We start from the raw sequence: 21,387 nt of genomic DNA, 5'->3' as shown, positions 1-21,387 counted from the left end.
TTGAAATGAGAGCCGGCCCTGGCCGCTCTCAAGTCGCTTTAATGGACTGGGTAAGCATTTCCATCGAATAGTTGATCAGGGATTCTCGGGGGTAGTGGGCAAGCGGGCCGGCTTCGCCCATTTCCTGTTGGCACATCATCACCACACCATGCAGTGCGCCACGCAGATAGAGGGCCGTCTGAAGCGGATCGCTGATGCGCTCGGCGTTCATGCTGCCGTCCTCCAGTCCTATCCTGATGGCCTGTATCATCAGGTTCATTGTTTCGTTTTCGCAGCAGCTCATCTGTTCCGCTTGCTCGGGAGCCGCGTGCTCCATGACGGTTGCCGCCTTGGTAAGCGCATCGAAATAGTCGGGTTCTTCTTCCCAGAAATGGTAATAGGACCGGCCCATCGCACGAATGATCTCAAGCCCCGTTCCAGCGGTTGCCATGGCATCGGCAAAGCGCGAACGCAAAGCATCGCCTGCCCGTAACATAATGCCGTGCTGTATCGCGGCCTTGTCCTTGAAGTACACATAGAGCAATGCCCGACTCAAATTGGCGGTGCGGGCGATATCGTCCATGGATGTGCGATCGTATCCTTTCTCAGCAAATACTTTTTCCGCAGCATCAAGAATGTCGAAGTGTCGCTGCTGCTTTTCCTGCTCGCGTCGTTTCTGGAGATCGCTCATAACGGCTGAACCCTGCCTGTTCGGCTTCAATGTGTGCGATGGGCTGACTTATGGTTTCAAGGCTGGCGTATCGCATCAAGTCATCTCGTCATTGACAAAGTGTCAAGGAATGACATTATGTCGGAAAGATCATCCGATAAACCAGACCGAAGTACAAGTCAGTAACTCATATGCTGATGATGTGGCCTTCAGGGACCGAAACACATGCGCGATACAGGTGACGCAATGACATCCTCACTTTTCACCCGAGTTTCCGGGCTTGCTGCTCTTGGCCTGCTTGTTGTGGGGCTGTCCGGCTGCGCTGAATCTGCCAGTGCACCGACCGATCCGGCAGAGGTAACTGCCCAGCCCGCAGCCGTTACCGTTCGCACGGCTGCGGTAACTGCGACGGATTCCGCCTCTGACACCCTACGTTTTGCCGGCATTGTGCAGGCTCACCAGAGGGCCACGCTGACGTTTCAGGTCAGCGGCACCCTGAAGGCGCAACCGGTAGAAATGGGGCAGCAGGTAAAAGCAGGAGACTTGCTGGCGCGGCTATACAATCCGGCGCTCAAACCTGCGACCGATTCAGCGAAGGCTCGGCTGCAGGAGTTGACGACCCAGCTCGAACAGGCGCAACGGGAATGGAAGCGGTCACAAAGCCTTTATCAGCGTGGTGTGGTATCCGAGCAGACGCTTGAGCAGTTGGCAGCAAAGCGCGACGGGCTGGAAGCCAGTGTCGCGACCGCTGAGGCGTCGCTAGCCGAGGCGAATCAGATGTTGGGTGAGAGCACGCTGAAGGCCCCTTTTGCCGGCCGGATTGAAGCGCTGCTGGTGGAAGTGGATGAGTTTGTCGGCGCCGGCACGCCGGTGGTACGGCTCTCCTCGCCGGGCCGTCGGGAAGTCGAGGTGCGGGTGCCGGCCTACATGCTGGAGGACATCAACCTTGGTCAGCTCCTGCCCATCTGGTCAGTTCAGAATCGCCATCAGGAGCCGGTAAACGGCACCGTGGTGGAAATCGCGCAGCCGGGATCGGTGCGGGGTGAATTACACGCGGTATTGGTCAGCCTGCCTGAGAACACCCTTGACGCCGGCGCGCCGGTAGAAGTCGGCATTATCCCCCGGGTGGAACCGGTGACGACGGTACCTTTGCTGTCGGTCATCCGCTCGGCAACAGGCACTGCGGTCTACCGTGTGTCGACGAACGATGGCACTGGCGGCAGCAAGGCAGAGCGTGTTGCGGTGGATGTACGACGCATTGTGGGTGAGCAGGTGGTAATTGAGTCAGACGCACTCAAAGCCGGGGACCAGGTGGTTTATGCCGGTATGACCCGCCTCGCTGACGGCGATCCGCTGGAGATTCTGCCATGATCAGGCGGCTGCTGGGCTCCCAGCGGTTGCTCGGCATGATAGTGACCATGCTCTGCCTGTTGGGTATTGCAGCTTACAGCACCATGCCGCGCCAGGAAGATCCGTCGTTTCCCTACCGTGCGGGGTTGTTGACCGTCAGCTATCCCGGTGCGAATGCCGATGCCGTTGAGCGGCTGGTTCTGCGCCCGCTGGCGGACGAGCTGCTGCAAGTGGAAGAAGTGGATTACGCCCAGGGCACCGCCCGCACCGGCGTGGCGATTGTGAATATCCGGCTGAACGACACAATATACGATACCGATGCGGCCTGGGATCGTGTCAGGCAGGCGATGGAGCGCGCTCGTCAGGAATTTCCGGACGATGTCGGTGCAATGGTGCTTGAAGATCAGATGATCGATATCCCGGCTATTGTGCTGGCTGTGGGTGGTTCGGCGTCAGTTACAGAGCTGACCCGCGAAGCTGAGCGTCTCAAGAACAATCTGGCCGATGTGCGAGGTGTCTCGCGCATCGATCTCGACGGGGATGCGGACGAACAGATCACGCTGGCGCTGGACGACGCGGCGCTATACAGGCTGGGCATCTCGCCCTCGCGTATTCTCGACACACTGGCCGAGCGAAATCAGACCATTCCCGGCGGCTTTGTGGTGGTAAACGGGCGCCGGTTGTCGATTCTGCCGAACAGTGAGTTTGGCGATATTGATGCTATCCGCGCAACGCCGATTGAGCTGCCGGATGGTTCGCAGGTGCCATTAGCCGCTGCAGCAGAGGTCTGGCGGGGGCCGGCAGAGCCGCGACAACCGGAGGCCTGGTTTGATGGCGAGCGCGTTGTGACGGTGTCGCTGATCATGGAAGAGGGGTCAACTGACGCGATTCGTTTTGGTGAACGGGTGAGGGCGCGTTTGGGCGAACTCAAAGATGACTTTGCTCCCTACACCATCCGCGAAATGTTCTTCCAGCCTGACAAGGTTGAGGACCGGCTCGATAACCTCGCCTGGAGCTTGGTGATGTCGGTGCTGATCATCGTTGCGGTGGTGTTTACCGGTATGGGTATACGGATGGGGGTGCTGGTGGCGTCCATCCTGCCGATGGTGGCGCTGATCAGCATCGGACTGTATGCGATGGGGGGTGGCGTTTTACACCAGATTGCGGTGATCGGCATGGTGATCTCGCTGGGGATTTTGATCGATAACGCCATCGTTATAGTCGAAAGTATCCAGACGATGCTCGACAAGGGCGCAAGCCGAATGGAGGCGCTGAGCCGCTCCATCCGTGAGCTGGCAGGGCCGCTTGGCGCTTCTACAGGTACAACGCTTGCGGCCTTCGCGCCTTTGCTGTTGTCGAAAGGGGGGACGGCGGACTTCACCCGCGGCGTGCCGGTGATGATTATGCTGACCCTCTCGGTGAGCTACTTGCTGGCGATCTCAGCGGTGCCGTTGCTCGCATCCCGTTACCTGAAACCTCGCACGCAGATCCGGCAGGACCGTTTGGCCGGGCTGGCTGCATTTCTCGGCAATCTGGTTTCCAGAGCGCCAGGGGCGTTGGTGGTTTTCGGGGTGGTGATGGTCGCCGGGAGCGTGTTGATGATGCCCTACATGAAGCAGCAGTTCTTTCCCAATGCGGATCGCCCGCAAGTGGTGGTGGAACTGTTCATGCCGGAAGGAACCGACCAGCAGCGTACTGCGATGATATCCGCCGAGCTGGAACACGCGATTCGCGGGCGTCCAGAAACCGTGCTGGTCCATCGCTTTGTCGGATTTACCGGCCCCAGCTTTTATTACAACCTTCAACGTTATCCACAAGCACCTAACCGTGCTCGCATAGTGGTGGAAACGCCTGAACTGAAAGATACCACCGGCCTGGTTCACTGGATTCGTGATTACGCCGCCCAAACCATGCCGGAACTGGATCTGTCTGTGGGCATTCTGGGGCAAGGGCCACCGCGTATCGCGCCGGTGGAGATTCGTCTTTATCACCCGGATGATGCAACCCGCGCAGCGGCGGTCGAGCAGGTGTTCAGCGCGCTTCGGACAATTCCCGGCACCGTCGATGTGCGCCATGATCTGGACCCGGGCGTGCCCAGCATCGCCATAGATGTGGACGATGCGAGTGCTGCTCGCTACGGCATCACCCGTGCCGACGTGGCTCGCAGCCTGTATGGCCAGAGCTTTGGTATCGTGGCCCAGCAGTTCCGACAGGAAGACGACCCCATACCGTTGGTATTACGATCCAGAGAAGGCACCAATCTGTCTCTGTCACGGTTGCTGTCCATCAACCTTTACACGCCACAAGGGGATGCTGTGCCATTGTCGGCGATTGCATCCGTTCGCACCGAGTGGGAGCCCGCAGCACGTTACCTGCGCAACGGCGTCAGGGTGAGCACGGTGACGGCAAATCTGGAAACCGGTTACAGCTTCAGCCAGATCCTCGACGGTCTCAATCGCACGCTCGATGCACAGCCGCTACCGGCGGGTACGCGCATGGAGCTGGGTGGCGACAAGGAGGGCTCTAACGATGCCAACAGTGCGTTGCTCACCACTGCGCCGATTGGTGTGTTGTTGCTGCTGTTCTTCCTGTTGGTACAGTTCAACTCGTTCCGGCGTGTCGGGCTGATCCTGCTGACCGTGCCGTTGGCGACAGTGGGCATTGTGCCGGGGCTGGTGTTCTCGGGATCGCCGTTCGGGTTCCAGTCGCTACTTGGCGTCATCGCTCTGGTCGGGATCGTGGTGAACAACGCGATTGTTCTGCTTGATGTGATGGATCGAAAGCTGTTGGAAGGTGAAGCCATTCGGGATGCCGTCAGACTCGCGGTTGAACAGCGCACTCGCCCGATTCTGCTGACGACAGGGACTACTGTTGCAGGCTTGCTGCCGCTGGCATTTTCGAGTTCCACACTTTGGCCGCCCATGGCCTGGGCGATCATTTCGGGTCTGCTGGCATCAACCGTGTTAACGCTGTTGGTTGTTCCCGCCTTGTGCGTGGCGGTTATTCGGCCTCAGCAGGCGCGTACGGCAGATGAGATTGAGCAGACATCGGTCTGAGTAGGTGAAGGCTCCGGTGTTTCCGGGGCAGGTGGGTGTTTAAAACTGAGAAGCTGGCCGCAGGAACTCTGATGACGAAAGTGTCAGGGCTCCGGCGGCTTTTTTATGATTGCTCGCGCACCAGCAGCCCGACCCGCTGGCCGATCGGAACGTCGCGATTGGGGAAAACGATCGATTCCGGAACCTCTCCGACATGGTATTGCGTTGTCTCGTCTTCCCAGATCAGGGTGCCGGGAGGGTAGGCCGTGAAGTTGGCGACATCGTCGGGTACGTGGAAACTGAAATGCTCACCAGTATTGATGATTTCATGCACCACTTCGAAAACTACGCTATCAGCTGTTTGTGCATCGCTGAGGGTTGGCGCGGGCTGGCCGCTGAAGAGGCGCCGCAGAGCCTGCTCTATGCCCTTGAAGCGGCTGAGATCATTTTTGCCAAACGGCTGGACCTTGCCCAGTTCAATGGTAAAGCTTTCGGCGTTCAATCGGGTCGAAGAGAAGGATGAAAAGGTCGTGCCGGACTTGTGTTGCAGCAGCAGCGTCGGCACATCTGCTTCCAGCAGGAAATCGCTCTGGGACTGAGGTACGGTCCGGCCAGGCACAAACGGGTAGAGTGCGAATTTTTCCCGATGTGACGGGCGGATCGCGGTATGCAGATCGTAGTGAAACAGCGTCTTCGCCGGCGCGGCAAACTGGGTGCAGATGTCCTCAAGATAGGCGGCTCGCGCGGCTTCGGGGGTTCCGGCGTATGGCGGCTTGGCATGAGCGCCGCTGAACAGGCGGTTCAGGTTGAAATCGAGAAAACGGGTGCCATTCACCATGGCTGCCGGATGACCCAGGATCAACAGCATTGGCAGGCCAGCGGACCAGTCGCCACGGACCAGTTCACTGACCAGCGCATTCAATACTTCGATCGGTGCGGTTTCGTTGCCATGAACGCCGGCAGAGACGATTAGCCGCTCGCCGGAATCCGCTACCGGTGTCACCTCAAGCACACCCGTGTCCAGTCGTTGGATGCTGGTGCCATCCTCAAGCGTGACCGTGATCGCCGATGTGCCCTGGTTGCCTTTAACCAGGGTATGGGACAGCCAGTCCGGCTCGCCTTCAAAGAGATGCAGGTGAGGGGCCATCATCCGTTCGCCGGTTTAAGGTGACGGAGCATGCGCTTTTCCAGCAGGCGGAAACAGAACACGATGGTGAACGTCAGTGCCATGTACATCAGAGCAACCGCAATAAAGGCATCAAACGGCGCATAGAAGCGGGAGTATATATCCCGTGCAGCACCGGTCAGGTCGACAATGGTGACGACGCTGGCGATAGCGCTGGCATGCACCATGAAGATGACCTCATTCGAGTAAGCCTGCAGTGCACGCCGTGCCGCGCTGGGCATGACGATCCGCCGCACGCGGCGGGCCCAGGACATGCCATAGGCTTTGGCAGCCTCGATTTCGCCGTGAGGCGTTGCTTCAATGGCGCCCCGCAGAATTTCGGTTGTATAGGCGGCCGTATTGAGAACAAAAGCCAGCAATGCCGGATAAAATGGCTCCCTGAAAATGGTCCACCAGAAGGTGTCCTGAATGCCATCGATCTGGGCGATGCCGTAATAGATGATATAGAGCTGGATCAGTAGCGGCGTGCCACGGAACAGGTAGGTATACAGCCATATCGGGCCGGAAATGAACGGATTACGTACCGTGCGCAGTATCGCCAGCGGAACCGCGACAATCAGACCTATAAGCAACGACAGGAAAACCAGCTGTACGGTCGTGACCATGCCGTCCCAGTAGTGCAGCATCGTCGTGGCAGTGAAGATGTCGTTGGTATTCAGCCAGTTCACAATGAAATCAGGCATTTGGTTCAGTCTCCCTTCGCGACGCCGACACTGACCCGGGCGTTGAGCCATTTAATGAAAAGCTCTGAAATAGCCGTCAGTGCCAGGTAAACCAGCGCCACAGGAATAAAGAACTTGAACGGTGCGTGTTCAGCTTTACTGGCTTGCTCGGCAACCCGAACCATATCGGTCAGCCCGATAATGGACACCAGGGCGGTTGTCTTGAGTAGCACTTGCCAGTTATTGCCGATACCCGGCAGGGCGTGGCGCAGCATCTGCGGCAGCATGATCCGGCGGAATGTATGCCAACGGCTGAACCCGTAGGCTTTGCCGGCTTCAATCTGACCAGAATCGACCGCCATGAATGCACCCCGGAAAGTTTCGGACATATAGGCACCGAAAATCAGTCCAATGGTCAGTACGCCGGCAATAAACGGATCAAACTGAAAGAAAAAATCGATATCGTATTCGTAGTAAATGTAATCCGAGAGCATGTTTACCATTACCTGGCCGCCATAATAAAACAGCAGCATCATGACCAGGTCGGGCACCCCGCGGATCAATGTCGTATAAATGGTGGCTCCACCTACCAGGAGGCGATTGCCTGACAGTTTTGATGAAGCGCCAAGCAGCCCGAGGACTACTGCAAGCAGTAGTGACAGAAGCGCAAGTTCAACAGTGACCAGCGCGCCTTTCATCAGGGAGGGGCCGTAGCCGTGCAAATCAAGCATGGGCAGGTCCGTATCAGAGACGGGTCGCCGGCGTCATGCCGGCGACCACATCGGGTTTTACATCTTGATGTCGTATTTGAAGTATTTCTTCATGATGGCGTCGTAGGTGCCATCTGACTTCAGCTTATCAAGAGACTTGTTGACCTGTTCTGCCAGATCCTTGTCGCGAGGACGCATGGCAACACCGACGCCTTCACCCAGCTTGACCGGCTCGCCGATTTCCTTGAAACCGTCGCGGCTCAGCAGGGTCTGCTCGCCAACCGGGTAATCAACGAAAACCACGTCCAGACGCTGGCCTTCGAGGTCCAGCACCATGTCGTCAGCAGTGGTGTAACGCTTGACGCTAACAGTTCCGCTCATGTTCTCGGTGACGTAGGTGTCCATGGTGGTGCCGCGCTGAACACCGACAACCTTGCCTTTCATGGCATCCATGTCAGTCACGTCCAGGTTGACGCTTTCGCGCGCGAACCAGCCGCCTGGGGTGTTGTAGTAAGGCTTGGAGAAAGTCACTTTCTCGGCGCGCTCAGGGGTGATCGACATGGAAGACATGATGGCATCGAACTTGCGCGCCAGCAGGCCAGGGATCATGCCGTCCCAGGATTGAACCACGAGCTCACACTTGGCTTCGAGGTCTTTACACATGGCTTCAGCCAGCTCAACTTCAAAGCCGGTCAGTTCGCCGTTTGGTTTTTTGAATTCGAACGGCTCGTAAGGCACGTCGAATGCAATGCGGATTTCTTTCCATTCTTTTGCCTGGACTGCGCCCGCTGCCATAGCGAGGGCGCAACTTGCTGCGATAATCAGCTTTTTCATGCGTTGCTTCTCCATTGTTTGCCGTTTGGCTTTTTTTATCAGTAGCACTGAGGCTACCGTCATCTCTGAACCCGCCAGGGCCTGCGGTATTTAGCCGGCCCAGGCCCTGAAGGAGCAGTCGATTTCACTCAGAACGAGGGTGCAAGGAATTGCTTCATGCGCTCGGAATCAGGGTTGTCGAACACTTTATCCGGTGTCCCCTGTTCTTCAATGTGACCCTGATGCAAAAACAGGACCTGAGACGATACATCCCGTGCGAACGCCATTTCGTGGGTCACCACAATCATGGTGCGGCCTTCCTCTGCAAGGTTCTGCATCACCTTGAGAACCTCGCCCACAAGTTCAGGGTCCAGAGCCGAGGTAGGCTCGTCAAACAGCATGACCTCGGGCTCCATTGCCAGCGCCCGGGCAATCGCAGCGCGCTGCTGCTGCCCACCGGACATCTGTGAAGGGTAATAATCCTTGCGCTCGTAGATGCCTACTTTGTGCAGATACGCTTCCGCCCGCTCAATCGCTTCCTTCTTCGGCACTTTCAGGACGTGAATCGGGGCTTCAATGATGTTCTCCAGCACCGTCATGTGCGACCAGAGATTGAAGCTCTGAAACACCATCGACAGCTTGGCGCGAATCAGTTCGACCTGGCGGTTATCAGCAGGTATCCGCTCGCCTCGACGGTTGGTTTTGAAGCGTATCGGATCGCCATGAACGATGACCTCACCCGACGTTGGTGTTTCCAGCAGGTTGATACAGCGCAGAAATGTGCTTTTACCAGAGCCTGAACTGCCGATCAGCGACACCACATCGCCTTTGCGGGTCTCGAGGGAAATACCTTTGAGCACTTCGTTGTCGTTGAAGGTTTTGTGGATGTCTTTACAGATCAAGGGCGCGTTATCCGCCATGAATGACTCCTGGGCCTGTCTGAAATACTTGGTGTCTGAATTCAGCATCTTTGTTTTGGTGCGTCCGGGGCCGGGTATCGGCGTAACCAGACAATTCGATAGTGCTGCAACCGGTTTGCCAAAGGGCTCTGCTTTGATTGCATATTTCCCCGCCAGACAAAACATTCTGCCGGTTAACTAAAGATAGTCGCAATCGGGCGGGTGCACTAACCCTAAGCATCACGAATCCGTCGTGATTTCCGGGGTATGCATCCGATGCAGAGAGAGGGGGTAAAGTATCTACTCGTCGAGGACTTTCGCGAGGACCAGTTTGGCTACGGGAGACTGGCCAATAAGTGCTGCCGGCTGAAGTCGCGGACGAAGCACCGTGGGGAGTAAAAATGATTCAATGGTCATGTGAAGGCTTTGCATTTAAATCATCCTGCCGCTTTCCGGGATCACCGGAGTGGGCATTGCCTTTCTCTTTTTGAGTCATACCGACGCCACAAACTGTTATTGGGGTCGGTTTCTTGAACATAAGTTTTACGGACTGTTGGTGCAAAAATCAATAGTCCGTGCCTTAAAGTCTGTTTCAATCTATGCAGAAGTGGTGCCAATTTACAGGAAAATCATAGAGAAAGGTCTTGATTACCAAACGTATCCGATATGTTTGGCAAGCGTCATTCCGACAGTGATATCAAAACCGCCGGGCTGAGCGTTTTGCGGGCATGCCACTCATTCGCCAGTGCTTACCGGAGGCCAGGCAGATCGATGTATATGCGTAAGGCGAGGGCTTGAGGCGGCTGGTAGCGATGCACTTTGCCTGTGTCGGTTTTTCCCATATTCAGGTATTGCCTGGCAGGAAAGTAACGGATTCCGGTTGTCGCTCACCGCGTTGAGGTGCACTGATTTGGGCCAGGCGTTTTGTTGGTGCACTATATTTGCTTTCAATTTGTGCATAGCGCGGCAACTAACCGTCGTGGCAGCAATTAAGGCGCTGCCACGACATGGTTTGCCAGGCTGCTGCTTAATCGGCAGCTTCCTTTTCGGCTGTATATTGGCCTTTCTTCGCTAGACTATTCAGGCGTGCGCGCTTGAGAAAGGCCTGTTGGGCAAGCGCTTTATTGGCGGTGTCACCAGCCCAGGCGGCCATTGCAGGTTCTTGAAGCGCGCGACCGTAAGACATTCCGAGTTTCCAGGGAGCACCGTTTTCCGGTTGGTTCAGCGCGTTGAGGTTGGCTGTTGCTTCTTCTGGTGTCTGGCCGCCGGACAGGAAATTGATGCCGGGTACTGCTGGTGGCACGCAACGTTTAAGCGTGCGCAGAGTCATGGCGGCGACTTCTTCGGGGCTACTCTTTCCGGCTTCCTTGCCCGGTGTCACCATGCTGGGTTTGAGGATCATGTGTTCCAGCGTAACGCCATGCTGGCGTAGCGCGCTGAAGACGGCGTTCAGCACTTGCTCATTCACTTCAGCCGAGCGTTCGATGCTGTGATTGCCGTCGATCAGCACTTCCGGTTCTACAATGGGGACGATGCCGAGGCTTTGGCACACAGCTGCGTATCGCGCCAGCATTTCGGCGTTAGCGGTCAGACCAAGAGGCGTCGGGTTGTGGTCGGTAATCGGATAAACTTCCCGCCACTTCGCAAAACGCGCCCCCAGGGATTTGTAGTGGGCCAGGCGCTCTTCAAGACCATCGAGGCCGTAGGTGATCATGTCGCCGGGGGCGCCCGGAAGCGGGCCTTTGCCTTTGTCTACCTTGATGCCGGGAATAATGCCCTGGCTTGCAGCAAGCTCGGGGAGGGGCGTGCCTTTGTCGTCCTTTTGCGTCATGGTTTCTTCGTAGAAGATAACGCCACAGATATAACGACCCACTTCTGCGGTCGACAGCAGCATTGAACGGTACCAACGACGGTTCTCCTCCGTTGATTCAATGCCAACAGCCTTCAGGCGCTTTTCGATTGTTCCGGAGCTTTCGTCAGCGGCCAGAATGCCCCTCTCGCCATCAATCATCTCGTCGATGGTTTTCTGAAGTTCTGCTGCGGTAGACATCGCGTTACCCTCCATAGTGTTGGCTGAGGACCTCCTGATTAAGTCTTTTAGCGATTCCTGCTTTCAGAAAAAGCCCCTTCGGGCAAAACTTGAGCGCCTTGCAGAATCGTCCAGACGTAATCAAAGGTTCCTGAAATTTTAGACTGGTTTTGAATGGTTGCTGATCCGCCAGGCAGGAGCAAGTACCGGGCAGGGGCGAGGCTGGTGTTGCAGGTGGCGCCGAAGACAAGGTGTTGCGTTAACGCCATGACTGAGCTGGAATTTTGGCGGGATGGCAATGCGAAGCCAGAGCGCAGTGCACGAGGTTACGGTCTGTTTAGGCGATATTTAAGGGCTATTTGGCGTGTTCCTGCCTTACCGCCCTCATGTGTTAAACCATAAATACCGGCAAGCCGTTATACTCCGGAGACTTGGCGCTCTTTACTGAAGTCGCCACGAAAATAACGAATATTGAAGGAGCCCTCTATGTCCAGCTGGCGCAGCACATGCCATTTTCCACAGCTCAAAAGCGCCCGGATCGGGTTTTTCTTTCTCCTGTTGGTCGGGCTCGGCGGTTGCAGTTCAATGTACTACGACGCAATGGAGAAACTGGGTATAGAAAAAAGGGAAATTCTGGTAGACCGGGTCGGTGATGCGAGAGATGCCCAGAGTGAGGCTCAGGAAACATTCCGATCCTCTCTTGAACGTTTTCAAAGTGTCGTCAATACACCGGACACTGACCTGAAAGCCCAGTATGAAAAGATCAGCGAAGCCTATGCGGACAGCGAAAGCGTCGCCGAGAAGGTGCGAGAGCGGATTGAGGCAGTAGAAGACGTCTCCGAGGCTCTATTCGACGAGTGGGACGACGAACTCGATCAGTACGAAAGTGAATCCTTGCGACGTTCCAGCGAACAGAAGCTCACCGAAACCCGCCAGCAATACAGCCAACTGATAGACCGCATGCACAAGGCAGAAGCGCGCATGGACCCGGTGCTGGAGGCATTTGAAGATCAGGTGTTGTTCCTCAAACACAACCTCAACGCCCAGGCGATCGGCTCACTTGAAACAGAACTGAGCCAGATCAGTCAGGATGTGGATGCACTGATCGAGAATATGGCGCAGTCGATTGCGGAATCCGAGGCGTTTATAGAACGGTTTCAGGCGGGGAACTAGGCGCTCTCGGGCGCCTGGTTTGGCGTGTGCTGAACGGTTTCAATGCTGATGGTTCGGCTCGGCCATTATTCGCCACAATTCGTGCGCAAAGCTGTCGGGATAACTCACTCTCTTGGGCGATAACCTTGTTCCTGTATTCAACTTAAAGCAGGAGCATTTTATGTCAGTGATATACGAGACCGAACGGTGGCTGGAACTCTGTGACGAGGCCAATCAGGCTGAAGCGCGCTATGCGTTTGAGCGCACCTTCCAGAATCTTCGGGAGTTGCGCCGGGTGCAGAAAGAAAGGGATGAACTGGCTGCGAAGCTGGGACTGCTTCAGGCGTAGGTTTGAGCAATATGCTGGACACAACGAAAAAAGGCCGCTCGATGAGCGGCCTTTTTAATATTTGTGGTGCCCGGAGGCGGAATCGAACCACCGACACGAGGATTTTCAATCCTCTGCTCTACCGACTGAGCTATCCGGGCAACGGGGCGGTATTAAACCGGTTTAGATGGATCGAGTCAAGGCTTCGCGAGAGAAAATTACCCAGTTTTCCTCGGGTTGATCATTGGGTGATCAATGTGCCTCTTTGTTGTTCGGTTTAGCGCTTTTCCGGAGCGACAAATCCTTCGGCTTGCTCGAACTCTTCATTATCCAGAAACTTCTCCATTTGTGCTTTGAGGTATTTCCGCGCAAACGGGTCGATCATGTTCAGGTGTTTTTCGTTGATCAGCATGGTTTGCTGATCCTGCCATTCTTTCCATGCCTGTTTGGACACGGTTTCGAATAGCTCCTGACCCTTGGTGCCGGGCATTGGTGGCATGTCGAGGCCTTCCATTTCTTTCTGGTACTTTCGGCAGAATACGGTGCGGCTCATGTCGGCTCCTGAGTGTAAGCAATGTTGAGGCGATGATAACAGATGATCAAACCAGGCTGGGTTGTTCGGGCTCGGTCAGCAGCTTGCGGATGGGGCTTGGGACACCGAGCGATGGTGCTGTGCTACGTGGATGCCAGTGCAGGCGCTCGCTGTCGGCAATGGCCGGCTGGCCGGTCAGGCGCAAGCGCACCGGGTGAATATGCAGGTGATAGTGGCTGAATGTGTGTCGGAAACCCGCCAGGGGTTCCGGGTCTTCACACTGAATGCCCAGCTCGCGGCTCGCGATTTCCGGTAGCTCGTCCAGTGTGATGGCAGTGTCCATCTCTGGCAGGCTCCACAGGCCACCCCAGATGCCGCTGGGTGGTCGGCGCTCCATTAGCAGGTTGCCAATGTCGTCTTCGATGAGTAGCAGCCAGGTTTCTTTTTCAGGCATGATTTTCCGGGGTTTTGATTCGGGCAACTGATCGACGATGCCTTGTGCCAATGCCTCGCAGCCATCGTTGATCGGGCAGTCTGCGCAATCGGGCCGACGACGGGTGCAGACCATTGCACCCAGATCCATGATGGCCTGGGTGTAGTCGCGCACTCTCGCATCCGGAGTGTGTTTTTCAGCATGAGCCCAGAGTGCATTCATGACTTTGGGGCGCCCCGGCCAGCCTCTCACTGCGTGGTAGCGTGCCAATACCCGCTTGACGTTGCCGTCAAGGATGGTGGCGCGGATGCCGTGAGCCTGAGCCAGAATCGCTGCTGCGGTTGAGCGGCCGATGCCGGTGAGGGCCTCGAGCGCTGCCTGGTTATCGGGGAATTCTCCGCCATGCTCTTCCATCACCGCGATGGCGGCTTTCTGCAGGTTGCGGGCACGGGCGTAATAGCCGAGGCCGGACCAGTGCTGAAGCACTTCATCTACTGGTGCTGATGCCAGCGCTTCCACATCAGGAAAGCGCTGCATGAATGCTTCATAGTAGGGGATAACGGTGTTGACCTGAGTCTGCTGCAGCATGATTTCGGACACCCATACCCGATAGGGTGTCCTGTTTTCATGCCACGGCAGATTTTTACGGCCATGCTGGTCGTACCAGGCGAGCAGCGATCCGGCGACGCTGTCGGGCATTATTTGAACAATCCTTTCAGCGCATCTTTTACTTTGTCGCTGGTTTCTTTGTCGACGTGCTTTTCCAGTTCCTTGCCAACCTTGTCATCAATCGCCTTGTTGGCTTCGTCTTTTGCTTTCTGTTTGGCGGCATTGGATGCCATGCCCTTGAGTGTGTCGCGGAAGCGTGATCCGTCAAAAGAGCAAAGCTTGGCAGGTTCACCGCTGATATCGCCGCGACATTCGACTGGAATCACTACGCCCTCAACATATTCTGTGACGCGGCAAGCTTTGTCGCGGTGGAGTTCGCCAACCACCCGCAGGCCGATTTCGTAGTCGAGGTTGCTGCTCTTGAGATCGACGGTGCCGTCACCTTTGAGCTCCATGCCGGCAAGCGCTGCAGTCAGGTCGGTATTGTTGATGGTGTTGCCGTCAATTTTCAGTGTGCCGTGCATGTCGTTGAACGGTGTGGTGGTGCCCCAGCCGTCAGTGCCAAGGCTTTCACCATTGGCGAACGCGATGCCGGTGCAGGCCATGCGGGTCAGGTTCATTTTGTTGAACGAGCCCTCTGCCAGCTTGAAGTTGATATCACCCTTTGCGTTGTTGCGCAGGGTGGACATCCGGTTACCCTGGGTGGTGATGTCCGCCGTCAGGTTGGCGCCACCCGATAGCAGGGTCACTTCAGCCAGATCGGTCAGCAGGGGAAGTGTCTGGATGTTGTTGGCCCGTTCGCTGATTTTCCAGGTCGGGTTATCTTTGCGCGCATCCAGCGTGGCGGTCACGTTGAAATCACCTTCGTAGAGGTTGCCACCGAACTGCTGAACCTTGATGAGGCCATTGTTGGCGGTGATCTTCGATTTGATATCGGAGATTGTCAGGTTGCTTGCGATCAACTCCTCCAGCCCCAGGTTGATGTCCAGTGCCAGTCCGCGCAGTGTTTCAAGTGGCAACAAATCACTTTCGTCCGCGGGTGCCGCGGTTTTGCCGGCGCCATCGCTGCCTGACTCTGCCGGCTGGTCAGAGGAATCGCCGGCAGCGGCAGACTCGTCTTTGGGCGGCAGGTAGCGGTCTACGTTGATTTTGTCACCCTGGAGGTTCAGGGCGATGGCGGTGTTTTCCAGTCCCAGCCCGAATGAGCCGTTGAATGTGGTGTCATCAAGAACGAGCTTGAGGTTGTCGAGCTGAACCTTGCCACTATCACCACCAATATCTGTGGAAAAGGAAGCTTTCTCGAGCACGTCGGGATCACTGGTATTGATATCGGCCTGGCCCAGCTCGGCCAGAAGCTTGCGAATCGAGAACTCTTCAAGCTTGAGATCACCGGCCAGCTTCGGGCTTTCGCCAAAGCCGGTGACGTCCAGGTTGGCTTTCAGGGTCAGGTCGGCAACCGCCAGAGCAAAGTCTTTAAGAGAGGCGGTTTCGTTTTCAAGGTCAGCTGTGATGTTCCCTGTCAGCCCGGTTGTGATTGTTTTGCCATTCAGCGGTTCGCCATTCATTTCGAAGCTGCTGTCGAGATCCTGGATCTCGAACTGCTTGAGTGCTTCGTTCGCCATAAGGCGGGCGTTGATTTTGCCGATGACTTCAAAGTCGGGCTTGTTGGTTGCGAACCGGAACCCCATTTCCAGCGGGAAGAACTGGCCCAGCGTGATGTCGTTGGCGGTGACGCTGAAGTCTTCGAGGGTTACATCCTGGCCGGTGCTTTCATCGATATAGTGCACTTTTGCATTATTGATGCGCACTTCCTCAACGTTGAATTTCAGAGGTGCGCTGTCGCCCGATGTTTCTGCTGTCTCAGGTTCCGCCGGTTCGTCTTGTGCTGCTGCGGTGTCTGCCTCTTCCGGCGTTTCAGTGGGCTCGGGCATGACACGCTGCCAGTTGCCCTGGCCGTCTTTGTTCTTGACCATGCGCGCGTCGAGACCATCCAGAATAAACGTATCGACAGCCGGGGCCATTGCAATCAGTGACCAGAAATCGACCTGCGCGACGAGTTGTTTGAGGCTGACAAATTGCTCACCGTCGAGCTTGGCCTCGACGTCATTCAGTTCCAGCCCAATGGGAATCAGCGACCAGTCAATATCCCCGGCCAGTATCAGGTCGAGGTTGGTGTTTTTCTCGACCACTTTCTCGATTTGGGGTTTGTAGTCGTTCGGGTCCAGCACCATTGTTGCGACGACCACTGCGGCCACTAGAAGTACGACTATTCCGGCGATGGCAATCAACACATAACGAAGTGCTTTCATATCAGCTGTGTCCTTACGGCAAAGTTGAAACGGTTTTAAAACAGCCCTCGGTGATGTCCAAGGATACGCGACAGGTGTTGGAAGCGGCTACCCGGATTGTGACGATGTCGGGCCAGGTACCTGCATGTTTTATGGCTTCTGATCGGCTTCCGGTTTTTCAGTGTCTACGCAATAGCACGGCAAAATGGTCATTTTCGCCCTTTGCCCTGTAAACTGTAGATTACAAAATAAACGTTGACCGGGTATGACGTTCAGTTAATGTTCCGCGTCGAAAGTAATAACAATGAAAAGCACAGGTTACAGAAGGAGTAACGGGTGGCGATAACAATAGCAATTGATCTGAGCCGTGAAATTGATATCCCTGGCAGCTACGACGAGGTCTTTGAGTTGCTGGCGGACGTGCCGCGTTCAGCTGATCATTTTCCGAAGGTGGACAAGCTGGTGGATCTGGGCAACAACGTGTACCGCTGGGAGATGGAGAAAATCGGGGTCGACAAACACTCGATCCAGTCAGTCTACGCCAGCCAGTATGCAGCAGACAAAGAGACCGGTGTTATTACCTGGGAGCCGGTGAAGGGTGAGGGTAACGGTGTCGTGCGTGGCTCCTGGACGCTAACGGCAAAAGGTGATGATCTGACGCATGCGAGCTTCAAGACCAAAGCTGAATTGACGCTACCGCTGCCGAGCCTTTTGAAGCTTGCCATCAGCCCGGTGGTGAAGCACGAATTCAATGGGTTAGTGGACACCTATATGAATAACCTGAAGAAGGCGTTCTGAGGCCTTCGGGCTGTAAGGGTAATTTTGGCGCATAGCGGTGAGAAAGTTGCCTGAAAACGGTATACTCTGCGCTGCCGAATTCCCGGCGATCTGTCGATTAATGAACCTGGAGACCCCATGGCCGAACGTAAGGCGCGGGTAGAACGTAATACCCTTGAAACCCAGATTACGGTTTCCGTGAATCTGGATGGTACCGGTGAATCCCGTTTTGATACCGGCGTGCCCTTTCTGGAACACATGATGGACCAGATCGCGCGTCACGGTCTGATTGATCTGGATATCGTCTCAAAAGGCGATTTGCACATCGACGATCACCACACGGTTGAAGATATCGGTATCACTCTGGGGCAGGCGTTTACCAAAGCGGTGGGCGACAAGAAGGGGATTCGTCGGTACGGCCATGCTTACGTGCCGCTCGACGAAGCCTTGTCTCGGGTAGTGATTGATCTGTCAGGCCGTCCCGGGTTGAGCATGAACGTGCCTTACACTCGCGGTTCTGTTGGTGGTTTTGACGTGGATCTGTTTGAAGAGTTTTTCCACGGCTTTGTAAACCATTCCATGGTGACCTTGCACATCGATAATCTGAAGGGCAAAAACACCCACCACCAGATTGAAACGGTGTTCAAGGCGTTTGGCCGCGCGCTTCGTATGGCGATTGAACATGATGATCGCATGGCCGGTGTTATCGCCTCTACCAAAGGCTCCCTCTGACCGGGAGTGTCCAGTCATACCCGCCAGGGCGAGCTGATCGCCCTGGCGATTCCTCTCCGGAGTTATCCTGACTATGAAGTCTGTTGCCATTATCGATTACGGTATGGGTAACCTCCATTCGGCAAGCAAGGCAGTTGAGCATGTGGCGCCGGATATGAAGGTGCATGTGACCTCGGATCACGCCGTGATACGGGCTGCTGACCGGGTGATTCTGCCGGGTGTAGGCGCGATGCGTGACTGCATGGCCGAAATCCGTCGCCAGGGTGTCGACGAGCTGGTGCGTGAAGTCGCTCAGGATCGCCCGTTGCTGGGCATCTGTGTCGGTATGCAGGGCCTGATGGCTCGCAGCGAAGAGAATAACGGCGTCGATGGTATCGGCCTGTTTCCTTCGCAGGTGCGTTTTTTTGGCACGGATCTCAAGGGTGACGACGGCGAGCGCCTGAAAGTCCCTCATATGGGGTGGAATCAGGTCTGGCAGACCATCGACCATCCGCTTTGGCAGGGTATTCCCGACGGTGATCGCTTCTATTTTGTGCACAGCTATTACGCTGAGGCGGCAGGTAATCCTGATATCGCAGGGCGTGCCCGTTACGGTGTGGATCTGGCTGCGGCTGTTGCGCGCGACAATGTGTTTGCTGTGCAGTTCCACCCGGAAAAAAGCCACCGTGCCGGCCTGCAACTGCTGAAAAACTTTGTGGAGTGGTCGGGGCGCTGAGCACCTGTCCGACTCCTGTGTGAATTGACTGACTAGTGGATTAAACGATCTCATGCTGATTATCCCCGCCATTGATCTGAAAGACGGAAAGTGTGTACGCCTGCGCCAGGGCCGGATGGATGACTCCACCGTGTTCTCTGACGATCCTGTTGATGTGGCGGCGCGCTGGGTTGATGCCGGCGCCCGTCGGCTGCATCTGGTGGATCTGAACGGCGCGTTTGCTGGCGAGCCGGTTAACGGTGGCATCGTCAATGCGATCGCCAGTCGCTTTCCGGACCTGCCGATTCAGATCGGCGGCGGTATTCGCTCGGCGGAGACAATTGAAGCCTATCTGAAGGCCGGCGTGCAGTGGGTCATCATTGGTACCAAGGCAGTTAAAGAGCCTGAATTTGTAACGCAGATGTGCCGTGAGTTCCCGGGTCATATCATCGTGGGTCTGGATGCCAAAGATGGCCGCGTCGCTACCGATGGCTGGGCTGAAGTATCTGAAGTCATGGCCACCGATCTGGCCCGCAAGTTCGCCAACGATGGTGTTGATTCCATCGTCTACACCGACATCGCCCGTGACGGCATGATGCAGGGTGTGAATGTTGAACAGACGGCAGCACTGGCTGAGGCATGTGGAATTCCGGTGATCGCATCCGGCGGCGTGACCAATATGGATGACATCAAGGGACTATCCGCAGTCGCACATCGCGGCATTCTCGGTGCCATTACCGGTCGCGCGATTTACGAAGGCACGCTGGATGTTGCGGAAGCCCAGGCCTGGTGTGACCAGCAGGAGAAGTAATTATGGCGCTCGCCAAACGTATCATTCCCTGTCTTGATGTTGATAAAGGCCGCGTTGTCAAAGGCGTCAACTTTGTTGATATCCGCGATGCCGGTGATCCGGTGGAAGTGGCGCGCAAATATAACGAGCAGGGTGCAGACGAGATCACCTTTCTCGATATCACCGCGAGTCATGAAAGCCGTGATACGACCTATGAAACCGTTGAGCGGATGGCCAGCCAGGTCTTTATCCCGCTGACAGTGGGCGGCGGTGTGCGCACCGTGGACGATATTCGCAAGCTGCTGAATGCGGGTGCGGATAAGGTCAGCATCAATACTGCAGCCGTGTTTAATCCGGAGTTCGTGCGCGAGGCCGCCGAGCGTTTCGGGAGTCAGTGCATTGTAGTGGCCATTGATGCCAAACGGGTCAGCGGGGAAGGCGAGCCACCGCGCTGGGAAATTTTCACCCATGGCGGTCGTAAGCCGACAGGCCTGGACGCTGTTGAGTGGGCTAAAAAAATGACAGCTTTGGGCGCCGGCGAGCTGCTGCTAACCAGCATGGACCGTGACGGCACCAAAATCGGGTTCGATAATGGTCTGACCCGCGCAGTCAGTGATGCGGTATCTGTGCCGGTCATTGCTTCGGGTGGTGTGGGCGAGCTCCAGCACCTGGCAGATGGCGTAACAGAAGGTGGTGCTGATGCCGTGCTGGCGGCTTCGATATTCCACTTTGGCCAGCACACGATTCCGGAAGCCAAAGCCTTCATGCAGGCGCAGGGAATCGAGGTTCGTATCTAAGGGCAGAGAGAAGTGCCAGATACCAAAAAACCGGACAGTGTTTAGCTGTCCGGTTTTTTTTGTGCTTTAGATTGCACTACAGGTTTTATGTTCTCGCCTTTCGCCAGTGATGATCTGACAGGGCGTTTATCGCCGCTGGCGAACATTGGCCGATTGTAGTTGCGCATGGCCCAGAGGCCACTCACTGTCGCGACCGCGATACCCTGTTCATCCAGCAGTGGCAGGTGCTTTTCGAGATAATCAACGGTGGCCTTGTGCGGGTGACCAATGGCGATAGCCGTGCCGTTACGACGGGCCGCTGCTATCAGCAGCTTGAATTGCTTGTCGATACTGGCTTCGGTCTGGTCGTTGTCGAGGAATATGTCACGGCTGAGGTTGGGCACCTGATGATCGCGAGCACTGGCTGCGGCAACAGTTGAGGCGATGGTGCGGCTGTCAACAAAGTACAGCGGATACTGAACCAGCTCCGACATCACCCAGTCCATGTTGGCTCGCCGCTGCGTCAGCAGGCTGCCCATGTGGTTGTTCACACCGCGAACGTACGGGATTGATTGCAGCGCCCGGCGCAGGGTCCGGGTGGTTGCGGCTTGGTCCATTGACGGATCAAGTCCGCCGGGCCCCAGATCATAATTGTGGGTGTTGGCCATGGGTGCGTGCAGCATGATTTCCTTGCCGCGCGCGTGGGCTGCTTCCGCCAGTGTGCTGGTGTAGCGGCGATAGGGCAGGAAGGCCAGCGTGATCGGCTGATCAAGGGCGATCAGCCGTTCGCCCTCGTATCGGTCATGCCCCACGTCATCAATGATAATGGCGATGGTGGGTGGCGGTGTTTCTCCCGGTTGGCTCTGGGCGTGAGCCGGGATTATGACGGTGCCCGATAACCCGGCCAGCAATAGGCTCAGCCGGGACAGGCGTCGAACCACTT

At 56.2% G+C, this 21,387-nt stretch carries 21 protein-coding genes and 1 tRNA gene; 9 read left to right on the top strand and 13 right to left on the bottom strand.

What is annotated here, in order from left to right; genetic code table 11:
• Positions 1–28: 28 nt before the first annotated feature.
• Positions 29–670, bottom strand: coding sequence for a TetR/AcrR family transcriptional regulator (locus ACUN9X_RS17625; protein WP_445473900.1), 642 nt, complete (start codon positions 668–670; stop codon positions 29–31).
• A 225-nt stretch (positions 671–895) separates the two neighbouring features.
• Here ACUN9X_RS17625 and ACUN9X_RS17620 point away from each other — a divergent pair, with 225 nt between their 5' ends.
• Positions 896–2,020, top strand: coding sequence for an efflux RND transporter periplasmic adaptor subunit (locus ACUN9X_RS17620; RefSeq protein ID WP_445473899.1), 1,125 nt, complete (start codon positions 896–898; stop codon positions 2,018–2,020).
• Positions 2,017–5,055 (top strand): efflux RND transporter permease subunit, encoded by a 3,039-nt coding sequence (locus ACUN9X_RS17615; protein WP_445473898.1) that lies wholly within the window; start codon positions 2,017–2,019, stop codon positions 5,053–5,055. The genes ACUN9X_RS17620 and ACUN9X_RS17615 overlap by 4 nt, the downstream gene beginning before the upstream one ends.
• Positions 5,056–5,158: 103 nt before the next feature.
• Here ACUN9X_RS17615 and astE read toward each other — a convergent pair whose 3' ends face one another.
• The 7 genes from astE to ACUN9X_RS17580 form a co-directional block, all read right to left on the bottom strand.
• On the bottom strand, positions 5,159–6,181 hold the full coding sequence (gene astE, locus ACUN9X_RS17610; RefSeq protein ID WP_445473915.1) for a succinylglutamate desuccinylase: 1,023 nt from the start codon (positions 6,179–6,181) through the stop codon (positions 5,159–5,161).
• Positions 6,181–6,903, bottom strand: a complete 723-nt coding sequence (locus tag ACUN9X_RS17605) for an ABC transporter permease (RefSeq protein ID WP_445473897.1) — start codon at positions 6,901–6,903, stop codon at positions 6,181–6,183. Before ACUN9X_RS17605 ends, astE begins: the two co-directional genes overlap by 1 nt.
• 5 nt (positions 6,904–6,908) lie before the next feature.
• Positions 6,909–7,613: an ABC transporter permease gene (locus tag ACUN9X_RS17600; RefSeq protein WP_445473896.1), complete on the bottom strand. Its 705-nt coding sequence runs from the start codon at positions 7,611–7,613 to the stop codon at positions 6,909–6,911.
• 57 nt (positions 7,614–7,670) lie between these two features.
• Positions 7,671–8,426 (bottom strand): transporter substrate-binding domain-containing protein, encoded by a 756-nt coding sequence (locus ACUN9X_RS17595; RefSeq protein ID WP_445473895.1) that lies wholly within the window; start codon positions 8,424–8,426, stop codon positions 7,671–7,673.
• 128 nt (positions 8,427–8,554) lie between these two features.
• Positions 8,555–9,325 carry an ABC transporter ATP-binding protein gene (locus ACUN9X_RS17590; RefSeq protein ID WP_260038090.1) on the bottom strand — a complete coding sequence of 257 codons (771 nt, stop codon included), beginning with the start codon at positions 9,323–9,325 and terminating at the stop codon, positions 8,555–8,557.
• A gap of 279 nt (positions 9,326–9,604) precedes the next feature.
• Positions 9,605–9,736: a hypothetical protein gene (locus ACUN9X_RS17585; RefSeq protein ID WP_260038088.1), complete on the bottom strand. Its 132-nt coding sequence runs from the start codon at positions 9,734–9,736 to the stop codon at positions 9,605–9,607.
• 595 nt (positions 9,737–10,331) lie between these two features.
• Positions 10,332–11,354 (bottom strand): class I fructose-bisphosphate aldolase, encoded by a 1,023-nt coding sequence (locus ACUN9X_RS17580; RefSeq protein WP_445473894.1) that lies wholly within the window; start codon positions 11,352–11,354, stop codon positions 10,332–10,334.
• A gap of 465 nt (positions 11,355–11,819) precedes the next feature.
• Between ACUN9X_RS17580 and ACUN9X_RS17575 the strand changes: the two genes are divergently transcribed.
• The gene (locus ACUN9X_RS17575) at positions 11,820–12,506 is read left to right on the top strand and encodes a DUF2959 domain-containing protein (RefSeq protein WP_445473893.1); all 687 of its coding nucleotides are present in this window, start codon (positions 11,820–11,822) and stop codon (positions 12,504–12,506) included.
• 160 nt (positions 12,507–12,666) lie between these two features.
• Positions 12,667–12,834 carry a hypothetical protein gene (locus ACUN9X_RS17570; protein WP_445473892.1) on the top strand — a complete coding sequence of 56 codons (168 nt, stop codon included), beginning with the start codon at positions 12,667–12,669 and terminating at the stop codon, positions 12,832–12,834.
• Between the two features lie 64 nt (positions 12,835–12,898).
• On the opposite strand, the gene ACUN9X_RS17565 is transcribed toward ACUN9X_RS17570, so the two are convergent.
• The 4 genes from ACUN9X_RS17565 to ACUN9X_RS17550 all read right to left on the bottom strand — a co-directional run bounded on the left by ACUN9X_RS17565 (position 12,899) and on the right by ACUN9X_RS17550 (position 16,696).
• A tRNA-Phe gene (locus tag ACUN9X_RS17565) sits at positions 12,899–12,974 on the bottom strand.
• A 116-nt stretch (positions 12,975–13,090) separates the two neighbouring features.
• Positions 13,091–13,366: an oxidative damage protection protein gene (locus ACUN9X_RS17560; RefSeq protein ID WP_260038085.1), complete on the bottom strand. Its 276-nt coding sequence runs from the start codon at positions 13,364–13,366 to the stop codon at positions 13,091–13,093.
• Positions 13,367–13,412: 46 nt separating this feature from the next.
• Positions 13,413–14,477, bottom strand: coding sequence for an A/G-specific adenine glycosylase (mutY, locus tag ACUN9X_RS17555; RefSeq protein ID WP_445473891.1), 1,065 nt, complete (start codon positions 14,475–14,477; stop codon positions 13,413–13,415).
• A complete protein-coding gene (locus ACUN9X_RS17550; RefSeq protein ID WP_445473890.1) occupies positions 14,477–16,696 on the bottom strand; it encodes an AsmA family protein in 2,220 nt (739 codons plus the stop codon). Before ACUN9X_RS17550 ends, mutY begins: the two co-directional genes overlap by 1 nt.
• Positions 16,697–17,011: 315 nt before the next feature.
• On the opposite strand from ACUN9X_RS17550, the gene ACUN9X_RS17545 reads away from it, so the two are divergent.
• From ACUN9X_RS17545 to hisF, 5 genes are all read left to right on the top strand, one after another.
• Positions 17,012–17,473, top strand: coding sequence for an SRPBCC family protein (locus tag ACUN9X_RS17545; protein WP_260038082.1), 462 nt, complete (start codon positions 17,012–17,014; stop codon positions 17,471–17,473).
• A gap of 117 nt (positions 17,474–17,590) precedes the next feature.
• A complete protein-coding gene (gene hisB, locus ACUN9X_RS17540; protein WP_260038081.1) occupies positions 17,591–18,184 on the top strand; it encodes an imidazoleglycerol-phosphate dehydratase HisB in 594 nt (197 codons plus the stop codon).
• A 73-nt stretch (positions 18,185–18,257) separates the two neighbouring features.
• Positions 18,258–18,899, top strand: coding sequence for an imidazole glycerol phosphate synthase subunit HisH (gene hisH / locus ACUN9X_RS17535; RefSeq protein WP_260038080.1), 642 nt, complete (start codon positions 18,258–18,260; stop codon positions 18,897–18,899).
• A 52-nt stretch (positions 18,900–18,951) separates the two neighbouring features.
• On the top strand, positions 18,952–19,689 hold the full coding sequence (hisA, locus tag ACUN9X_RS17530) for a 1-(5-phosphoribosyl)-5-[(5-phosphoribosylamino)methylideneamino]imidazole-4-carboxamide isomerase (RefSeq protein WP_260038079.1): 738 nt from the start codon (positions 18,952–18,954) through the stop codon (positions 19,687–19,689).
• 2 nt (positions 19,690–19,691) lie between these two features.
• Positions 19,692–20,465 carry an imidazole glycerol phosphate synthase subunit HisF gene (hisF, locus tag ACUN9X_RS17525; RefSeq protein ID WP_260038077.1) on the top strand — a complete coding sequence of 258 codons (774 nt, stop codon included), beginning with the start codon at positions 19,692–19,694 and terminating at the stop codon, positions 20,463–20,465.
• Between the two features lie 41 nt (positions 20,466–20,506).
• Here the strand turns inward: hisF and ACUN9X_RS17520 are convergent, their stop codons facing one another.
• Positions 20,507–21,328, bottom strand: a complete 822-nt coding sequence (locus tag ACUN9X_RS17520; protein ID WP_445473914.1) for a divergent polysaccharide deacetylase family protein — start codon at positions 21,326–21,328, stop codon at positions 20,507–20,509.
• Positions 21,329–21,387 lie beyond the last annotated feature (59 nt).

The sequence above is a fragment of the Marinobacter sp. V032 genome (assembly GCF_052645435.1).
This window is presented reverse-complemented; position numbering and strand designations above follow the sequence as displayed.

Bases quoted from the DNA above. Each gene is read 5' to 3' on its own strand.
- ACUN9X_RS17625 (WP_445473900.1), bottom strand. From the start codon at position 670: ATGAGCGATCTCCAGAAACGACGCGAGCAGGAAAAGCAGCAGCGACAC.
- ACUN9X_RS17620 (WP_445473899.1), top strand. From the start codon at position 896: ATGACATCCTCACTTTTCACCCGAGTTTCCGGGCTTGCTGCTCTTGGC.
- ACUN9X_RS17615 (WP_445473898.1), top strand. From the start codon at position 2,017: ATGATCAGGCGGCTGCTGGGCTCCCAGCGGTTGCTCGGCATGATAGTG.
- astE (WP_445473915.1), bottom strand. From the start codon at position 6,181: ATGGCCCCTCACCTGCATCTCTTTGAAGGCGAGCCGGACTGGCTGTCC.
- ACUN9X_RS17605 (WP_445473897.1), bottom strand. From the start codon at position 6,903: ATGCCTGATTTCATTGTGAACTGGCTGAATACCAACGACATCTTCACT.
- ACUN9X_RS17600 (WP_445473896.1), bottom strand. From the start codon at position 7,613: ATGCTTGATTTGCACGGCTACGGCCCCTCCCTGATGAAAGGCGCGCTG.
- ACUN9X_RS17595 (WP_445473895.1), bottom strand. From the start codon at position 8,426: ATGAAAAAGCTGATTATCGCAGCAAGTTGCGCCCTCGCTATGGCAGCG.
- ACUN9X_RS17590 (WP_260038090.1), bottom strand. From the start codon at position 9,325: ATGGCGGATAACGCGCCCTTGATCTGTAAAGACATCCACAAAACCTTC.
- ACUN9X_RS17585 (WP_260038088.1), bottom strand. From the start codon at position 9,736: ATGCAAAGCCTTCACATGACCATTGAATCATTTTTACTCCCCACGGTG.
- ACUN9X_RS17580 (WP_445473894.1), bottom strand. From the start codon at position 11,354: ATGTCTACCGCAGCAGAACTTCAGAAAACCATCGACGAGATGATTGAT.
- ACUN9X_RS17575 (WP_445473893.1), top strand. From the start codon at position 11,820: ATGTCCAGCTGGCGCAGCACATGCCATTTTCCACAGCTCAAAAGCGCC.
- ACUN9X_RS17570 (WP_445473892.1), top strand. From the start codon at position 12,667: ATGTCAGTGATATACGAGACCGAACGGTGGCTGGAACTCTGTGACGAG.
- ACUN9X_RS17560 (WP_260038085.1), bottom strand. From the start codon at position 13,366: ATGAGCCGCACCGTATTCTGCCGAAAGTACCAGAAAGAAATGGAAGGC.
- mutY (WP_445473891.1), bottom strand. From the start codon at position 14,477: ATGCCCGACAGCGTCGCCGGATCGCTGCTCGCCTGGTACGACCAGCAT.
- ACUN9X_RS17550 (WP_445473890.1), bottom strand. From the start codon at position 16,696: ATGAAAGCACTTCGTTATGTGTTGATTGCCATCGCCGGAATAGTCGTA.
- hisB (WP_260038081.1), top strand. From the start codon at position 17,591: ATGGCCGAACGTAAGGCGCGGGTAGAACGTAATACCCTTGAAACCCAG.
- hisH (WP_260038080.1), top strand. From the start codon at position 18,258: ATGAAGTCTGTTGCCATTATCGATTACGGTATGGGTAACCTCCATTCG.
- hisA (WP_260038079.1), top strand. From the start codon at position 18,952: ATGCTGATTATCCCCGCCATTGATCTGAAAGACGGAAAGTGTGTACGC.
- hisF (WP_260038077.1), top strand. From the start codon at position 19,692: ATGGCGCTCGCCAAACGTATCATTCCCTGTCTTGATGTTGATAAAGGC.